This window comes from Sphingomonas sp. DBB INV C78, from assembly GCF_042693015.1.
In the GTDB taxonomy this organism is placed as follows: domain Bacteria; phylum Pseudomonadota; class Alphaproteobacteria; order Sphingomonadales; family Sphingomonadaceae; genus Sphingomonas_E.
Genome location: NZ_CP170544.1, coordinates 4,824,588 through 4,839,455, shown reverse-complemented (window position 1 = coordinate 4,839,455; position 14,868 = coordinate 4,824,588). Strand labels below are relative to the sequence as shown.

Here is a 14,868-nt window from a genome sequence, read left to right as displayed (position 1 = left end):
CATTCGCCATACCCTCAACCGGAGTTCGCCATGACCGCCGCGCCCGAAAAGCCCAAGATACTTGCCGTCGACCATATCAGTTGGACGGTGCCCGATCTTGAGGAGGCGCTTGCCTTCTATTGCGGCGTGCTGGGCGCGGAGGAGCTGTTCCGGCTGGGGCCGCTCGACGCCGCCGACATTCCGCCGGAAGCGGATGGGCGCGACTGGATGGAGGCGCATGTCGGTGTGCCCGGCGCGAAGCTGACGCTCGTCATGCTGAAGCTCACCGACAATATGAACTTCCAGCTCGTCCAATATGACAAGCCTGCCGATCGCCGGCAGGATCTGCCACGCAACTGCGACCGCGGCGGCCATCATCTCGGCCTCAAGGTCGACGATGTCGACAAGGCGATCGCCTATCTGGAAGCCCATGGCTGCAAGGCTTCGGAGATCATCCACATCACCGACGGGCCGATGGCGGGGAAGAAGAATGTCTATGTGCTCGATCCATTCGGGCACCAGCTTGAGATTGTGGACTGAGCTTTCAAGGGAAATCCGAACATGCCCAACAGCAAGATTAACCCCGCCGGCCTCTATGACGCGGTCGGCTATGGATTCTCCCACGCGGCGCTGCAGGAGGGCGGCAGGACGCTGCACCTCGCCGGGCAGGTGGCTTGGGACAAGGAATGCAATGTCGTGGGCGGTGATGACCTTGGTGCACAGACGCGCCAGGCGCTCGCCAATCTGAAGGCGGTGCTGGCCGAGGCCGGAGCGACGCCCGCCGATATCGTCCGGCTGCGGACCTATGTGGTGAACCACAGCCCCGACAAATTGGGCGTGGTGCTGCCCGAGATCGGCGCCTTCTATGGCGACACGACGCCCGCGCCCAACACCTTCCTCGGCGTTGCCGCACTGGCGCTGCCGGACTTCCTGATCGAGATCGAGGCGACGGCCGCGCTGCCGGGCTAGAGCCTGATCGATTGAGGTGGAAGCGCTTTGCGCTTCCGCCGAAATCGTGAATCAGGCTCTATTCATATGGTTGAGACCTTGATTCACGTTTCAGGCTGATCCAGCCTGAAACGATCAAGGTCTAAGCCAAGAGGGCTGTTCACCCACGGCATCGCGGGGTAGAGGGGCGCCATGCCTCCGCTTCTTCTCGTGATGCTGGGCGGCGCGATCGGCGCCGGCCTGCGCTATCAGGTCACGCACATCGCCTATCAGATCATGGGCCCCGGCTTCCCCTGGGGTACATGGATCATCAACCTTGTCGGCGGCCTGCTGATGGGCATCCTGGTCGGCGCGCTGAGCGTCGGCGACCCCGGCGCCACGGCGCCGCTGCGCCTGATGCTGGGCGCGGGCGTGCTCGGTGGCTTCACCACTTTCTCGGCCTTCAGCCTGGAGACGGTGGGGATGCTGCAATCGGGCGGGCATGTGATGGCGGCGGCCTATGCGGTGTCCTCCGTCGCGGGATCGGTGGTGCTGTGCATCATCGGCCTGTTCATCGGGAGGGCGCTGGCATGAGCAAGGATGCGGAGAATGTCCGCCAGTTCACCGTCGGCGACGATGATCATGGCATCAGGCTCGATCGCTGGTTCAAGCGCCATCTGCCGGATGCGAGCTTCAACACCGTGTCGCGCTGGGCACGGACCGGGCAGCTCCGCGTCGACGGCAAGCGGATCGCGCCGGGCGACCGGATCGAGGCCGGGCAGATCATCCGCGTTCCCCCGGCGGACAGCGCGCCGGCGCCTGCCGCCAAGCCCAAGAAGGTGCGGCCGCCGCTTTCGCCCGAGGATACGGAACTCGCGCAATCGATGGTGATCCACCGCGACAAGGCGGCGATCGTGCTCAACAAGCCGCCCGGTCTCGCCACGCAGGGCGGGACCAAGACCGAGCGGCATGTCGACGGGATGCTCGACGCGCTTGTCTTCGAGGCGGAGGGGCGGCCGAAGCTGGTCCACCGGCTCGACAAGGATACGTCGGGCGTGCTGCTGGTCGCGCGATCGGCCAATGCCGCGGGCCATTTCGCCAAGGCGTTCAGCAGCCGCACCGCGCGCAAGGTCTATTGGGCGCTCATCACCGGCGTGCCTTCGATCGAGGACGGCATGGTCGAACTGCCGATCGGCAAGCAGCCCGGCACCGGCGGCGAGAAGATGCATGTCGACGAGAAGGAAGGCTCGCCGGCCCGCACCCGCTATCGCGTGATCGAGCGGGCGGGGAACCGCGCCGCCTGGGTGGAGTTGCAGCCTTATACCGGCCGCACCCATCAGTTGCGCGTCCATATGGCAGCGATCGGCCATCCCATTGTTGGGGACGGCAAATATGGCGGTCAGGAAGCCTTTCTGACCGGGGGCGTCAGCCGCAAGATGCACCTCCACGCGCGGCGGCTGCGCGTGGATCATCCCGACGGCGGGCAGATCGACGTGAAGGCGGAATTGCCGGCGCATTTCAGCGAGAGCCTTGAGCTGCTGGGCTTTGATCTTGCCGATGGCGACGCCCTGCCGCTGGACGAACCCAAGTTCAGCGAGACCGCCGAAGGCAAACGCCGCGCGATCAGCGCCGCCGCCAAGGCACGCCGAAAGGATCGCAAGGGGGAGCGACGCGGACGGGGTCGGAAGTGAGCAACTTCCTCGCCGTATTCGATTGCGACGGTACGCTCGTCGATAGCCAGGCCAATATCTGCGACGCGATGGAGGAGACCTTCGTGCGTGCGGGGCTGGTCGTGCCGAGCCGCGATGCGGTGCGGCGGATCGTGGGGCTGAGCCTGGTCGAGGCGGTGCGCGAACTTCACCCCGAGGGCGAGCCCGAGCTGCACCATGCGATGGCGCAGAGCTACAAGAGCTGTTTCCACGATCTGCGTGCACGGGGAATGGTGGCGGAGCCGCTGTTCGACGGGATCGTCGAGACGATCGTGGCACTTGAGACGGACGGCTGGCTGCTGGGCGTCGCGACCGGCAAGTCCGATCGCGGGCTGAACCTGTGCCTTGCCCATCATGGCATTGCCGAACGCTTCGTGACGTTGCAGACGGCGGATCGCCATCCGAGCAAGCCGCACCCGTCCATGCTGATCCAGGCGATGGCCGATGCCGGGGCGGAACCGGCGACGACGGCGATGATCGGCGACACGCGCTACGACATCGCCATGGCCCAGGCAGTCGGCGCGATCGCGATCGGCGTCGCCTGGGGCTATCATGAGGCGGACGAGCTTTTTGCCGAAGGTGCGGACCGCGTGGCGCTCCACCCGCAGGAGCTGACCGCGATCCTGAAGGAGATGAGATGACACCCGACGAACGCGACCGGCTGGCGCGGACGCGCTACGCCATATTGTCGGCGATGCGGGCGAGCGGCGTGCTGCTGATGGTGCTGGGCCTGTGGATCTGGAACGGCAACATCCTGCGCGAAGGCGGCATGCCGATCCTGGGCGTGCCGCTGTTTGCGATCGGCTTCGTGGAATCGCTGCTGCTGCCGCAGGTCTTCGCACGCAAATGGCGGACCCCGCCCGAGCCATGAAGCGCTTCTACAAGCAGGTGGCGGCCGTTCCCGGGCCAGACGGGATCGCGATTCATCTCGACGGACGGCCGGTGAAGACGCCCGCGCGCAATGCGCTAACGCTGCCGACCGCGGCGCTGGGCGACGCAGTGGCTGCGGAATGGGAGGCGCAGGGCGAGACGATCGACCCGCGCTCGATGCCGCTGACCGGCCTCGCCAATGCCGCGATCGACCAGGTGGGGCCCGATCCGGCGAAGTTCGCGCGTGATATCGCCGCTTATGGCGAGACCGACCTCACCTGCTATCGCGCCGACGAGCCCGAGGATCTGGTCGCGCGGCAGACCGAGAAATGGGACGCGCTGCTCGATTGGGCGCGGGGGCGCTACGACGTTCATTTCGAGATCGTGACCGGGATCATGCACAAGCCGCAGTCGACGGCGACGGTCGCCCGGCTGGCCGAGGCGGTGGCAGCGCAGGACGCCTTCACGCTTACGGCCCTGTCGCCGCTGACGACGATCGGCGGATCGCTGGTCGCGGCGCTCGCGGTGATTGAGGGTGCGGTTGCGGCCGAGGATGCCTTCGCCACCACCCATCTCGACGAACTATGGCAGGCCGAGCAATGGGGCGAGGACTATCTCGCCACCGAGGCGCGCGAGATACGACAGCGCGATTTCCTGGCGGCGGCACGGTTCGTGGCGTTGCTTGAAAGCTGATCGTTCAGGCTTCGACCAGCTTCTTTGCCACGGCTTCGGCGACCTTGATGCCGTCGATCGCGGCGGAGAGGATGCCGCCGGCATAGCCCGCGCCCTCCCCCGCCGGGTAAAGGCCGGCGAGGTTGAGGCTCTGGCCGTCGGGGCCGCGGGTGATGCGGATCGGTGAGGAGGTGCGGGTTTCGACGCCGGTCATCACCGCATCGGGATGATCATAATTGGCGATCTGTCGGCCAAAGACGGGCAGCGCCTCGCGCAGCGCCTCGATCGCGAAGGGCGGCAGGCATTGCGACAGATCGGTGAGGTGGACGCCCGGCTTGTAGGAGGGCACCACCTCGCCCAGCTCGGTCGATGGGCGACCGGCGAGGAAATCGCCGACTTTCTGCCCCGGCGCGGCATAGCTGGAGCCGCCGGCGACATAGGCAAGCGATTCCCAATGCCGCTGGAATTCGATGCCGGCGAGCGCATCGCCGGGATAATCGCGTTCGGGATCGATGGTGACGACAAGACCCGAATTGGCGTTGAACTCGGCGCGCGAATATTGGCTCATGCCGTTGGTGACGACACGACCTTCTTCCGATGTGGCGGCGACCACGCGGCCGCCGGGGCACATGCAGAAGCTGTAGACCGTCCGCCCGTTCGCCGCCTGATGCGAGAGGCTGTAGGCGGCCGCGCCCAGATCGGGATGCCTGGCGCAATCGCCGAACCGCGCCTTGTCGATCCAGGATTGCGGATGTTCGATGCGCACGCCGATCGCGAAGGGCTTGGCCTCGATATGGACACCGCGATCGTGGAGCATGTGGAAAGTGTCGCGCGCGCTGTGCCCGACCGCCATCACGACATGATCGGCGGCAAGGTAGTCGCCATTGTGGAAATGGAGGCCACGGAGCCGACGGCTGCCATCGGCGAGAGTTTCGATGTCGAGATCATCGACGCGGTGGCCGAAGCGATATTCGCCGCCCAGTTGCTCGATGGTGTCGCGGATGCTTTCCACCATCGTCACCAGCCGGAAGGTGCCGATATGGGGGTGCGCATCGGTGAGGATTTCGGGCGGCGCGCCGGCCTTGACGAATTCGGTCAGAACCTTGCGGCCGAGGAAGCGGGGGTCCTTGACCCGGCTGTAGAGCTTGCCGTCGGAGAAGGTGCCCGCCCCGCCCTCGCCGAACTGGACGTTCGATTCGGGGTCGAGCACCGAGCGGCGCCACAGCCCCCACGTATCCTTGGTGCGTTCGCGCACCACCCTGCCGCGATCGACGATGATCGGCCGGAAGCCCATCTGGGCGAGGATGAGGCCGGCGAGCAGGCCGCAGGGGCCGGCGCCGATCACCACCGGGCGCGGGCCGGCATAATCCGCGGGCGCTTGTGCCACGAAGCGATATTCGGTGTCGGGCGCGCGGTTTACATGGCTGTCGGCGGCGAAGCGGGTCAGCACCGCATCCTCGTCCTTCACCGTCACGTCGATTGAATAAACGAGCTGGATCGCCGACTTGCGGCGAGCATCATTGCCGCGGCGGGCGACGGTGAAGTCGATCAGATCCGTCGCCGGTATGTCCAGCCGCGTGAGGATGGCGGCGGGCAGGTCCTCGGCCGGATGATCGAGCGGCAGCTTGAGTTCGGTGATGCGCAGCATCCGCCGCCTTTAGCCGTGCGGGTTGCAGAGCGCCATCGGGGAACGCCCCATCCCTCGAACCACCAGACCACGATTGCGCTTCATGCAATCGTACGGTTGCATTTTCTAATCGCTTTCTACCGCATCAGTAGACTATCTATTGTGCAGCGCACAAAAAAGACGATCCGAACCATCTGGTAGCCTTGCCAGGCGGGCGTTTCGCTCTTTTGCGCACCGCGGCTATTCCGCCGCGCAACGGAGACTGATCATGCGTATGTTCGAAGCGGCAACCAGCCTCGCGCTGGCAATTGCCTCGCAGGCGCTCGCGGTCGGGGTGATCCTCACCTTCTGACCCGAACCTGTTGATGAAGGCGCCCCGCCCGGCAATGCCGGCGGGGAATGCCCCCTTCCGCAGGCCCGACTCTCCGCCTAAGTTACCGGTGTGACGACGAACCCACCGATCAGCGAACTTTCCGCCAGGGCGCGCGACATCTTCCGCGTCGTCGTCGAAAGCTATCTCGATACCGGCGCACCCGTGGGATCGCGCACCATATCGCGCCTCGCCGGGCTCAACCTTTCCCCCGCCTCGATCCGCAACGTCATGCAGGATCTGGAGGAGCTGGGACTTCTTGCTGCACCGCACACATCGGCCGGACGAATGCCCACAGAAAGCGGGCTGCGCCTGTTCGTCGACGGGATGATGCAGGCAGCCGAGCCGTCGCCCGAGGAACGCGCCGCGATCGAGGCCAGGATCAGCGGCGGCCCGGTGGAGGACGCGCTGACCGCGGCCAGCGCCGTCCTGTCCGGTCTCTCCTCCTGCGCGGGCATCGTGCTGGTGCCGCGGCGTGAACCGGTGCTGCGCCAATTCGGTTTCGTCCCGCTTTCCAGCCAGCAGGCGCTGGCCGTCCTGGTCGGTGCCGACGGATCGGTAGAGAATCGCGTGGTCGAGCTGCCGCCTGGCATGCCGCCGCATCTGCTGGCCGAGGCCGGCAATTATGTCAGCAGCCAGCTTGCCGGGCTGACCTTGCGCGAGGCCGAGGACAAGCTGCGCAACGAAATCGGCCGCGGCCGGACGATGCTGGATGCCGCCGCGGCCGACCTGATCGCCCGCGGCCTTGCCATCTGGTCTGAAGACGGCGCCGCCCGCCCGGTGCTGATCGTGCGTGGCCAAGCCAATCTGATCGACCCGGCGGCCGCCGCCGACCTCGAACGCGTGCGGCAATTGCTGGAGGAACTGGAGAGCAAGGAGGAGATCGCCCGTCTGCTCGACAGCGCGCGCGCCGGCCAGGGGATGAAGATCTTCATCGGATCAGAGAACAAACTATTCTCACTTTCCGGCTCATCCGTGATAGCGGCCCCCTATCGCGGCGGCGACGGCCGCGTGGTCGGCGTGGTCGGCGTGATCGGGCCGACCCGGTTGAACTATGCGCGCGTCGTTCCCATGGTGGACTTCACTGCACAGACACTGACGAGATTGATGGCATGAGCGACGAAAACACCCCTGAAACCAACGCCACCGAGGCGAAGGAAGCGATGCCCGAGGGCAGCATGCGCAACCCGCTGGCGGATCTCGAGGCCGATATCGAGAAGTTCAGGACCGATCTGCTCTACGCCCAGGCCGAGACGCAGAATGTGCGCCGCCGCCTGGAAAAGGAGAAGGCCGACGCAATTGCCTATGCCGCGACCGGCTTTGCCCGCGACATGCTTTCGGTCGCCGACAATCTCGCCCGCGCGCTCGCCGCGATCCCGGCCGAACTGGCGAGCGACGAGAAGCTGAAGCCGCTCGTGACCGGCATCGAGATGACCGCGCGCGAGCTGGAAAATGTGTTCCAGCGCAATGGTGTCACCAAAATCGCCGCGATGGGCGAGCCGCTCGACCCCAATCGCCACCAGGCAATCATGGAGATGGAAAGCGCCAGCGCCGCGCCGGGCACGATCGTCCACGAAATGCAGTCCGGCTACATGATCAAGGATCGGCTGCTGCGCCCGGCGATGGTGGGCGTGGCCAAGGCACCGGCCGGCCAAAGCGTCGACACCCAGGCCTGATCCCAGACACGAAGGGGCGGCCGATGTCACGATCCTGGTATCGCGCGGCCGCCGACCTGCTGCACTGCATGCATGAGGCCGATGCCGAAACGGTGATGCCTTGAACGCTTCGCGCGGCGCACCCGCCAATCGCCATGTCGCCCGCCTGCTGGAACTGGCAGCGCGTCCGTCGAGCCTGATCCTCGTTTCGCTGATCATCCAGAATGGTCTGCGGCTGATCAGCTCGGCGATCCTGACCCGCCTGCTCGACGTTCATGATTTCGGCGTGATGGGGATCATCGTCTCATGGACGGTGATCCTCGTCATGGTTTCGGACATCGGCTTCTTTTCGCTGATTACCCGCGACCGACGCTTTTCGGATTCGCATTTCCTCGACGCGATATGGTCCTTCCGCGTGATCCGCGGCTTCGTACTCGCGGTCGCCATGGGGCTGCTCTGCCTGCCGATCGCCTCCTTTTCCGGAAAGCCGGAAATCGCCGCGCCATTGATGGTTTCGTCGCTGGTGCTGATTTTCGAAGGCGCGCAATCGCTATTCTACGCGACCGGCCCGCGCCAAGGGCGGCTGCTGCAATTGACGATCCTGGAGATCAGCTGCGCGGTGTTCCAGCTCTTCTTCACGATCGGGCTGGCGCTGCTGATGCCGAGCTATTGGGCGCTGGTGTGGGGCTATATCGCATCGACCGGCGCGAAGGCGGTGGGTAGCTTCCTGGTCAGCGGCACGCGGCGACGGTTCCGCATCGACATGCCGATCGTCCGCGAACTGATCCGCGATGGGCGGCCCTTCTTCGTTTCGAGCGTGGCCACCGTGTTCGTCCGCCAGATCGACAAGGTGCTGCTGTCGCGCTTCATGCTGCTGGCACAGTTCGGCCTCTATACGCTCGCGTCCAACCTGCTGGCCTTTCCGATCACGGTCGCCGATTCCTATTCGCGGCGATCGCTCTATGTCGCCTATGTCGACCGGCGGGCGGAAGACAGCGGGCCGATCCATGATTTCTACCGATCGTTCGGGCGGAATTTCACCCGCCTTTACATCATGGGCGTCGCCGCACTGACGGGCGCGGCCGAGGCGATCACGCACATCCTCTATGACAGCCGTTACTGGAATGCGGCGACTTATATGTATCTGCTCGCGCCATCGATCTTCCTGCGGCTGCCGGCATCGCGGATCGAGCAATATCTGCTGGCGCATGGAGAGGACTGGCCGCAGAGCGTCGCCAATCTGATCCGGGCGGGATGGCTCGTGATCAGCCTGCCGCTGGCTTATTCCCATGGCGGGCAGTTCTGGATGATCGCGGTAATCGGTCTCGTCGAAGTGCCGGTCTATGGCTATCTGACGATCCGTGCCCGCAAGATCGCGGGCGGCTTCCACTGGCGCGAAAAGATCATCTGTACGGCGCTTGCCGCGGTGACGCTGGCAGCGGCGGTGGCCGCGAGCGGACTGGGCCTGAAACTGGTCGAAGGCCAAAGCTTCCCCTGACCGCAAAGCTTGACAGGAGCCCGTAAAAAAGGCTCTAGGCACCGACGTTTGCGCGGCTGGCGAAGGTTGCGCCCCTGCCTCCCCTTTTCAGGGGAAGCCCGTGAAAATCGAGGTCGATGATGTCCCAAGCCCCCGGCGTTCACGGCGGCTCGCCTTCGTTCCGCATGAGTTTCCGCGAATTCGTCGGGCTCGTCGCGATGCTGATGGCGATCAATGCATTGGGCATCGATTCCATGCTGCCGGCGCTGCCGGCGATGGGCCATGCGCTCGACATTGCGAGCGAGAACCAGCGGCAGTGGATCATCGCGGCCTATGTGTTCGGCTTCGGATCGACGCAGCTGATCTATGGTCCACTGGCCGACCGCTATGGCCGCAAGCCGGTCCTGATCATCAGCATGAGCCTGTTCGTCGCGACCAGCGTCCTTGCCGCCTTCGCCTGGGATTTCCAGTCGATCATCGCCGCGCGCGTGTTGCAGGGCGTGTGCGCCGCCGCTTCCCGCGTCCTCGCCATCTCGATCGTCCGCGACCGTTTCGAAGGGCGGCAGATGGCGCGGGTGATGTCGCTGTCGTTCATCGTCTTCCTGGCGGTGCCGATCCTGGCACCGAGCATCGGCCAGTTGATCCTGCTGGTCGCCCCCTGGCCGGCCATCTTCCTGTTCCTGGCGCTGTTCGGCGCGACCCTGGTCGCCTGGGCCAGCCTGCGCCTGCCCGAGACGCTGCACCCCGAAGACCGGCGGCCGATATCGGTGGCGAAGATCACCAGCGCTGCGCGGGTGGTACTCGGCAACCGTTATTCGCTGGGCTACACATTGGCTTCGACCATGTTGTTCGGCTCGCTGCTGGGCTTCATCAACTCGTCCCAGCAGATCTTTGCCGACACCTTCCGCCAGCCGACTTTGTTCCCCATCATCTTCGCCGGCATCGCCGCGTCGATGGGCATCACATCCTATACCAACTCGCGGATCGTCGAGCGGCTGGGCACCCGCCTGGTTTCGCACGCCGCGCTGATCGGCTTCATCACGATTTCGGTAATCCATGTCACGGTCGCAGCAACGGGCCATGAGACTTTGGTCAGCTTCGCCGTGCTGCAGGCGCTGACGATGGGCTGTTTCGGCCTGGCGGGATCGAACTTCGGATCGATGGCGATGGAACCGGTGGGCCATATCGCCGGCACGGCCTCCTCGATCCAGGGCTTCATCTCCACCGTCGGCGGCGCGCTGCTCGGCATCGTGATCGGCCAGAATTATGACGGCACGACCGTGCCCGTGGTCGCCGGATATACGGTGCTCGGGCTGGTATCGCTGGTGATCGTGCTGATCGTCGAGCGGGGTCGATTGTTCCGCCCGCACCATCCGCCCGTTGCCAGTGAGCCGGCTCAATAATCCTTCGACACGCGGACGTTGCCGCTGGTCCGGCCGATCGTCGAGATGCTGGACAATAAAGACAGCCAGCGCGTGATCTGGAACTCGATCCGGGTGGCCGAATAACCCTGCCCGTCGGTGATCAGCTCAACATAGGTTTTGCGGGTGATATATTTGCCCGCCGCGATCGAGGCCTGCTGGCCGGTGGTGGTATCCGCCGGCAGGATGCGCAGGCGATCGAGCCCGGCGGCCTGACGAACCGCATTGATGGGGTTGAGCCCCGTACCGCCGCCCTGCAGCGACGCGACCGCGGCGGCAAGCTGCAAGGCTTCCGGCGCCGACAGGTTAGTGATGGAGGTGCCGAACAGCAGCCGCGACAGCAACTCATCCTCCGGCAGCGCAGGGATGCTGGCGAAGTTGATCTCCGGCCGCTGGCCGGTGCCCGACACCCGGATGGTGGCGTTGATCCCCTGCGCGTCGGCGCGCGCGACGATATCCAGCACGGGATCGGGCGGCGCTTCGCCGAGGAAGCGGATCGACCCGCGTTCGAGATCGAAGCGTCGGCCGGCAAATTCATAGCCGCCGCGCACCAGATCGGCCCGCCCGCTGATCGCGGGATTGTCGATCGTCCCCTTGATGACGAGATCCGCGCGCCATTCGGAATCCAGGCCGAGCCCCGTGACGACAAGGCGGTTGCGCGCATTGGCCTTGAGATCGAGCCGCCAGGGCATCGGCGGCGTATCCAGCTCGCCTTCATCAACCGGACGGTTGAGTTCGGTCACCTTGAGCCGGGGGATTTCCGCCGCGGCAGCACGACCCAGGCGGAAGCGCGAGCGATCGAGCGAGACATCGCCGCCGATCACCCCGCCACCCTTGTCAGCGGTGATGCGGAGCGGGCCGGTGACGGTGGCGCCGATATCGTCGCGGTTGATCAGCACCGCATCCTTGGCATCGACTGCGATATCCATGCCGAAGACGCCGCCCGCAAAATCGAAGCTGCCGCGGCCGGAGACGCTGCCATCGTCACGCGTCGCGCCGGTAAAGCTGTCGATCACCAGCCGCGAGCCGCCGAAACGGCCTGCGGCCTTGACCCCGGTGATGATCGTGCCGCTGACCGCGCTTTCGAGCCGGGCATTGTCAGTGCGCAGCGAACCGCGGATCTGCGGATCGGCAAGCTTGCCGGTAATGTCGGCGCCGACGGCCAGCGGGCCGGATACGTCGATCGTGCCGATCCCTGTCAGCCGCCACAGCGTATCGGCGGGGCCGTCGTAGCGGAGTTGCGCGAACAGGGGCGCGCTCATCAGGCGATCGCCAAAGTTGCCTTCACCGGACAGCGGCGCGATCCGGGCCTGGGCGCGACCAAGCGTCTTGCCGCCGCTTGCCACCACCGCGCGGGCCACGGCACGATCGCCGGTCAAGGCCGCAGCGATGCCGAGATCGACCGGCGTCGAGGAGAGGACGAGACCCGAACGGGTTAGCCCGCGGACCTTGAGATCGGCGCGGCCGGTCGGCTGGCTGCCTTCGGCCGCACGATAGCTGAGCTTGCCCGTCGCCTGTCCGCCCAACGCCAGCCGCGGCACGACGATATCGAGCACCGACAGCGGCATCTTCTCCAGCCCGGCATCGACCTCCACCGCGTTGGACGCATAGAGACCGCCCAAGGTGGCCGCGCCGCCGTTGAATTGCAGCCGCGTCGTCGCGAGACGCCAGCCTTCGCCTTCCTTGCTGATCGTCGCTGGGGAAACGAGCCGCAGCGGCCGGCCGTCGAGCGTGCCCTGCCCCGTCAAGGTGACGCGGCCAGGCGCGACATCCGCCTCGGTATTGAAGGCGAAGGCGCGGCCGCGGGTGCCGGCCAGCATCGCCGTCACCTTGCCATGGCCGCCTTCCAGCTCTGCCTCCGCCCGCAAGCGGCCGAGCGTGACGTTGCCGCGCCGCACGCCCTGGGCCGCGATCCGGCCGTTGATCGAATTGCCCACAGGATCGAGCCGGATCGACCCGTCGATACGGCCGCGGCGAACGAGGATTTCAGGCGGACCGGGGAAGCTCGCGTCGCGCAACGCGACATGCGCCTCGATCTGCTGCTGGCCGACAACCGGCCGGAAGATCAGTTCGCCATCAAGCCCGCCACCATCCAACGCGAGCCGGCCGAGGAAGCCCCCCGTCTGCGACTGGAGCGCGCCGCTGGCATGCGTGTTGGCGACGTCGAGCGAAGTGATGCCGATGGTCGCCGGGCTTCCCGCCGGCAGCAGGATCTGGCCGTTGCTGGTGAACGGCCCGAGCATCGAGCCGCCATTGGCACGATAGGCGAAGCCCTGCGGATTGGGATCGAGGAACAGCTTCACGTCGCTGAGGCCCAGCGCATCCATCGGCCTTGCCAGAGCGAGGTCGATCTTCGGGCGGCTGATGTCGCCATCGAGCGTCATCGTGAAGGGGCCATATTCGCCCTGCGTGCCGCTCCCTTCGAAATAGAAGGTGCCGTCGCGCCGCCGCATGCCGTTGCCGGTGATGGTGATGGTGGGTCCACGCAGCTTGAGGTTGCGCAGCAGCAGGATGCCGTCGGGGCCACGGACCAAGCCGGTTTCGATCGTCGGCAGGCCACCGGCGAGGCCGGCGAAGAAGGCATTGTCGAACCGGCGTACCCAGGCGCGGCCGGTGCCCTGGACGATCGTGCCGCGTCCATTGGGACCGGGCACGACCTTGAGGTCGCTGGTCACGTCGACGAGGCCGATGCCCGGGATCAGATAGCGCGTCATGCCGCCCGAGACGGTGACGTCGTAGCGACCGGTGACGAGATCGAGATAGAGAGCGAGCTTGCCCTTGAGCTTGTCCGACGAGAGCCGCAGGCCGTTGCCGCGTACCTCCTTCGCCGTCACGTCGAGCACGCCATCCACCGCGAGATTGGCGAGGATGCCACCGGCCACATCGCCCACGCCCGTAACCCGCCGCGCGGTGAGGCGGACGGGTAGCTTGACCGGCGGATCGGACAACTTGCCGCGGCCCTGCGCACGCACCACCTCGAAGCCGGTCTGGTCGAAGGCGGCGCGATCGGCGGTGAGGAGATAATCGAACTCCGCGGCCTTGAACGCACCGTTGAGCAACACCCGAAGACGGATATTGGTGCCCGTCATGTTGGGGAACATCGCGGGCGGCTTGAGCAGTCGGGCGTTGACCTGCACCCCATCGAACGCGCTTTCGGCGAGATCGAGCACGCCGGTCATGTCCATGGTGAGCGCGGGCGAACGCAGCGACAGTGTGGAATCGAGCCGGCGGTTGGCGAGTTTCGCCTCACCGGTGACGAGGATGCGTGGGTCGGTCAGGCGCTGGAGCTTGCCCTTGAGCAAAGGCGAAGGTGCGAGCACGCCCGATAGCGAATAGGCCCCCTCGCGGACGCCGAGCTTGAGATCGACGGCATGAACCGCGCCGATATCGAGCTTGGCGGCGCCGTTCCATATCTTCCACGTCCCATCGCCGGTGACGGCGAGTGCGATCGGACGGTTGGTGCCGGCGATCTTGCCGACCACGCCGCCCGAGGGCGAGGCGAGTTTCGCATCGAGATCGAAGCGATCGCTATCGGGCTCGGCATCCAGCAACAGGCGAAGCTTGTCCCCGGCGTTGGTGCTCGCCGCCAGATCCACCAGCGCGCGGCCATTGCGTATGTCCGCCTTGCCCTTGATCCGGCCCACGCGCCGCTGGCCGGCGACGCCGGGTTCGAGCCGGATCGTCGCGATGTCGAGATCGCCGATATAGATGTCGAAGCCGGGCAGGATCGGTCCGGGCTTCTTGCTGGGATTGAGCTTGGGCAGGTGGTGGAGGATGGCGATGTCGGTCGCCAACCGATCTATATGAAGCGTGTTAGCGAGCCAGGCGCGCGGCCGCCAGTCGAGATCCACTTCCGGCACCTCAAGGAACAGCCCGCGCGGATCATAGAGGCGCAGATCGCGCAGCTTGGTGCGCCCCCAGATCGACCCGTCGATCCGGCCGATGCGAATCTTGAGGCCAGAAGAGGGCGAGAGCGCGGCGATGCGATCGGCCAGGAAGCGATGGCCGGGATCACTATCCACGGCGAGCAGGGCCGCGCCGATGAGCGCGAGGATGCCGAGCAGCCCGAACAACAGCCAGCGCAGCGGCGCCCACAAACGGCGGCGACGACGCGGCGGCGGCGCGGCTTCCTCGGGAAGCATGTCAGCCGGGGGGAGGTCG

General features: G+C 66.0%; 13 protein-coding genes. 11 read left to right on the top strand and 2 right to left on the bottom strand.

The window, feature by feature from the left end; all coding sequences use genetic code 11:
- Window positions 1-30: 30 nt before the first annotated feature.
- The 7 genes from ACFB49_RS23130 (at window position 31) to ACFB49_RS23100 (ending at window position 4,178) form a co-directional block, all read left to right on the top strand.
- On the top strand, window positions 31-519 hold the full coding sequence (locus ACFB49_RS23130; RefSeq protein ID WP_380874139.1) for a VOC family protein: 489 nt from the start codon (window positions 31-33) through the stop codon (window positions 517-519).
- Window positions 520-540: 21 nt separating this feature from the next.
- Window positions 541-948 carry a RidA family protein gene (locus ACFB49_RS23125; protein ID WP_380874137.1) on the top strand — a complete coding sequence of 136 codons (408 nt, stop codon included), beginning with the start codon at window positions 541-543 and terminating at the stop codon, window positions 946-948.
- Between the two features lie 171 nt (window positions 949-1,119).
- Window positions 1,120-1,500 (top strand): fluoride efflux transporter FluC, encoded by a 381-nt coding sequence (locus ACFB49_RS23120; protein WP_380874136.1) that lies wholly within the window; start codon window positions 1,120-1,122, stop codon window positions 1,498-1,500.
- Window positions 1,497-2,597, top strand: a complete 1,101-nt coding sequence (locus tag ACFB49_RS23115) for an RluA family pseudouridine synthase (protein WP_380874134.1) — start codon at window positions 1,497-1,499, stop codon at window positions 2,595-2,597. The genes ACFB49_RS23120 and ACFB49_RS23115 overlap by 4 nt, the downstream gene beginning before the upstream one ends.
- On the top strand, window positions 2,594-3,256 hold the full coding sequence (locus tag ACFB49_RS23110) for an HAD-IA family hydrolase (protein WP_380874133.1): 663 nt from the start codon (window positions 2,594-2,596) through the stop codon (window positions 3,254-3,256). The genes ACFB49_RS23115 and ACFB49_RS23110 overlap by 4 nt, the downstream gene beginning before the upstream one ends.
- On the top strand, window positions 3,253-3,486 hold the full coding sequence (locus ACFB49_RS23105; RefSeq protein ID WP_380874131.1) for a hypothetical protein: 234 nt from the start codon (window positions 3,253-3,255) through the stop codon (window positions 3,484-3,486). Before ACFB49_RS23110 ends, ACFB49_RS23105 begins: the two co-directional genes overlap by 4 nt.
- Window positions 3,483-4,178, top strand: a complete 696-nt coding sequence (locus ACFB49_RS23100; protein ID WP_380874129.1) for an ATP12 family chaperone protein — start codon at window positions 3,483-3,485, stop codon at window positions 4,176-4,178. Before ACFB49_RS23105 ends, ACFB49_RS23100 begins: the two co-directional genes overlap by 4 nt.
- Window positions 4,179-4,182: 4 nt before the next feature.
- Here the strand turns inward: ACFB49_RS23100 and ACFB49_RS23095 are convergent, their stop codons facing one another.
- Window positions 4,183-5,805, bottom strand: coding sequence for an NAD(P)/FAD-dependent oxidoreductase (locus ACFB49_RS23095; protein WP_380874127.1), 1,623 nt, complete (start codon window positions 5,803-5,805; stop codon window positions 4,183-4,185).
- Window positions 5,806-6,226: 421 nt separating this feature from the next.
- On the opposite strand from ACFB49_RS23095, the gene hrcA reads away from it, so the two are divergent.
- The 4 genes from hrcA to ACFB49_RS23075 all read left to right on the top strand — a co-directional run bounded on the left by hrcA (window position 6,227) and on the right by ACFB49_RS23075 (window position 10,689).
- Entirely contained in the window at window positions 6,227-7,270 is a 1,044-nt protein-coding gene (gene hrcA, locus ACFB49_RS23090) for a heat-inducible transcriptional repressor HrcA (protein ID WP_380874125.1), read from the top strand.
- On the top strand, window positions 7,267-7,830 hold the full coding sequence (gene grpE, locus ACFB49_RS23085; RefSeq protein ID WP_380874124.1) for a nucleotide exchange factor GrpE: 564 nt from the start codon (window positions 7,267-7,269) through the stop codon (window positions 7,828-7,830). Before hrcA ends, grpE begins: the two co-directional genes overlap by 4 nt.
- Window positions 7,831-7,930: 100 nt before the next feature.
- The gene (locus ACFB49_RS23080; RefSeq protein ID WP_380874122.1) at window positions 7,931-9,307 is read left to right on the top strand and encodes an oligosaccharide flippase family protein; all 1,377 of its coding nucleotides are present in this window, start codon (window positions 7,931-7,933) and stop codon (window positions 9,305-9,307) included.
- Between the two features lie 119 nt (window positions 9,308-9,426).
- A complete protein-coding gene (locus ACFB49_RS23075; protein ID WP_380874120.1) occupies window positions 9,427-10,689 on the top strand; it encodes a multidrug effflux MFS transporter in 1,263 nt (420 codons plus the stop codon).
- On the opposite strand, the gene ACFB49_RS23070 is transcribed toward ACFB49_RS23075, so the two are convergent.
- Window positions 10,683-14,849, bottom strand: coding sequence for a translocation/assembly module TamB domain-containing protein (locus ACFB49_RS23070; protein WP_380880088.1), 4,167 nt, complete (start codon window positions 14,847-14,849; stop codon window positions 10,683-10,685). The genes ACFB49_RS23075 and ACFB49_RS23070 overlap by 7 nt on opposite strands.
- Window positions 14,850-14,868 lie beyond the last annotated feature (19 nt).

What these genes read in the sequence shown, in the direction of transcription:
- ACFB49_RS23105 (WP_380874131.1), top strand. Translation starts at nt 3,253, where the DNA reads ATGACACCCGACGAACGCGACCGGCTGGCGCGGACGCGCTACGCCATA.
- ACFB49_RS23070 (WP_380880088.1), bottom strand. Translation starts at nt 14,849, where the DNA reads ATGCTTCCCGAGGAAGCCGCGCCGCCGCCGCGTCGTCGCCGCCGTTTG.
- ACFB49_RS23100 (WP_380874129.1), top strand. Translation starts at nt 3,483, where the DNA reads ATGAAGCGCTTCTACAAGCAGGTGGCGGCCGTTCCCGGGCCAGACGGG.
- ACFB49_RS23075 (WP_380874120.1), top strand. Translation starts at nt 9,427, where the DNA reads ATGTCCCAAGCCCCCGGCGTTCACGGCGGCTCGCCTTCGTTCCGCATG.
- ACFB49_RS23120 (WP_380874136.1), top strand. Translation starts at nt 1,120, where the DNA reads ATGCCTCCGCTTCTTCTCGTGATGCTGGGCGGCGCGATCGGCGCCGGC.
- ACFB49_RS23125 (WP_380874137.1), top strand. Translation starts at nt 541, where the DNA reads ATGCCCAACAGCAAGATTAACCCCGCCGGCCTCTATGACGCGGTCGGC.
- ACFB49_RS23130 (WP_380874139.1), top strand. Translation starts at nt 31, where the DNA reads ATGACCGCCGCGCCCGAAAAGCCCAAGATACTTGCCGTCGACCATATC.
- ACFB49_RS23115 (WP_380874134.1), top strand. Translation starts at nt 1,497, where the DNA reads ATGAGCAAGGATGCGGAGAATGTCCGCCAGTTCACCGTCGGCGACGAT.
- ACFB49_RS23095 (WP_380874127.1), bottom strand. Translation starts at nt 5,805, where the DNA reads ATGCTGCGCATCACCGAACTCAAGCTGCCGCTCGATCATCCGGCCGAG.
- grpE (WP_380874124.1), top strand. Translation starts at nt 7,267, where the DNA reads ATGAGCGACGAAAACACCCCTGAAACCAACGCCACCGAGGCGAAGGAA.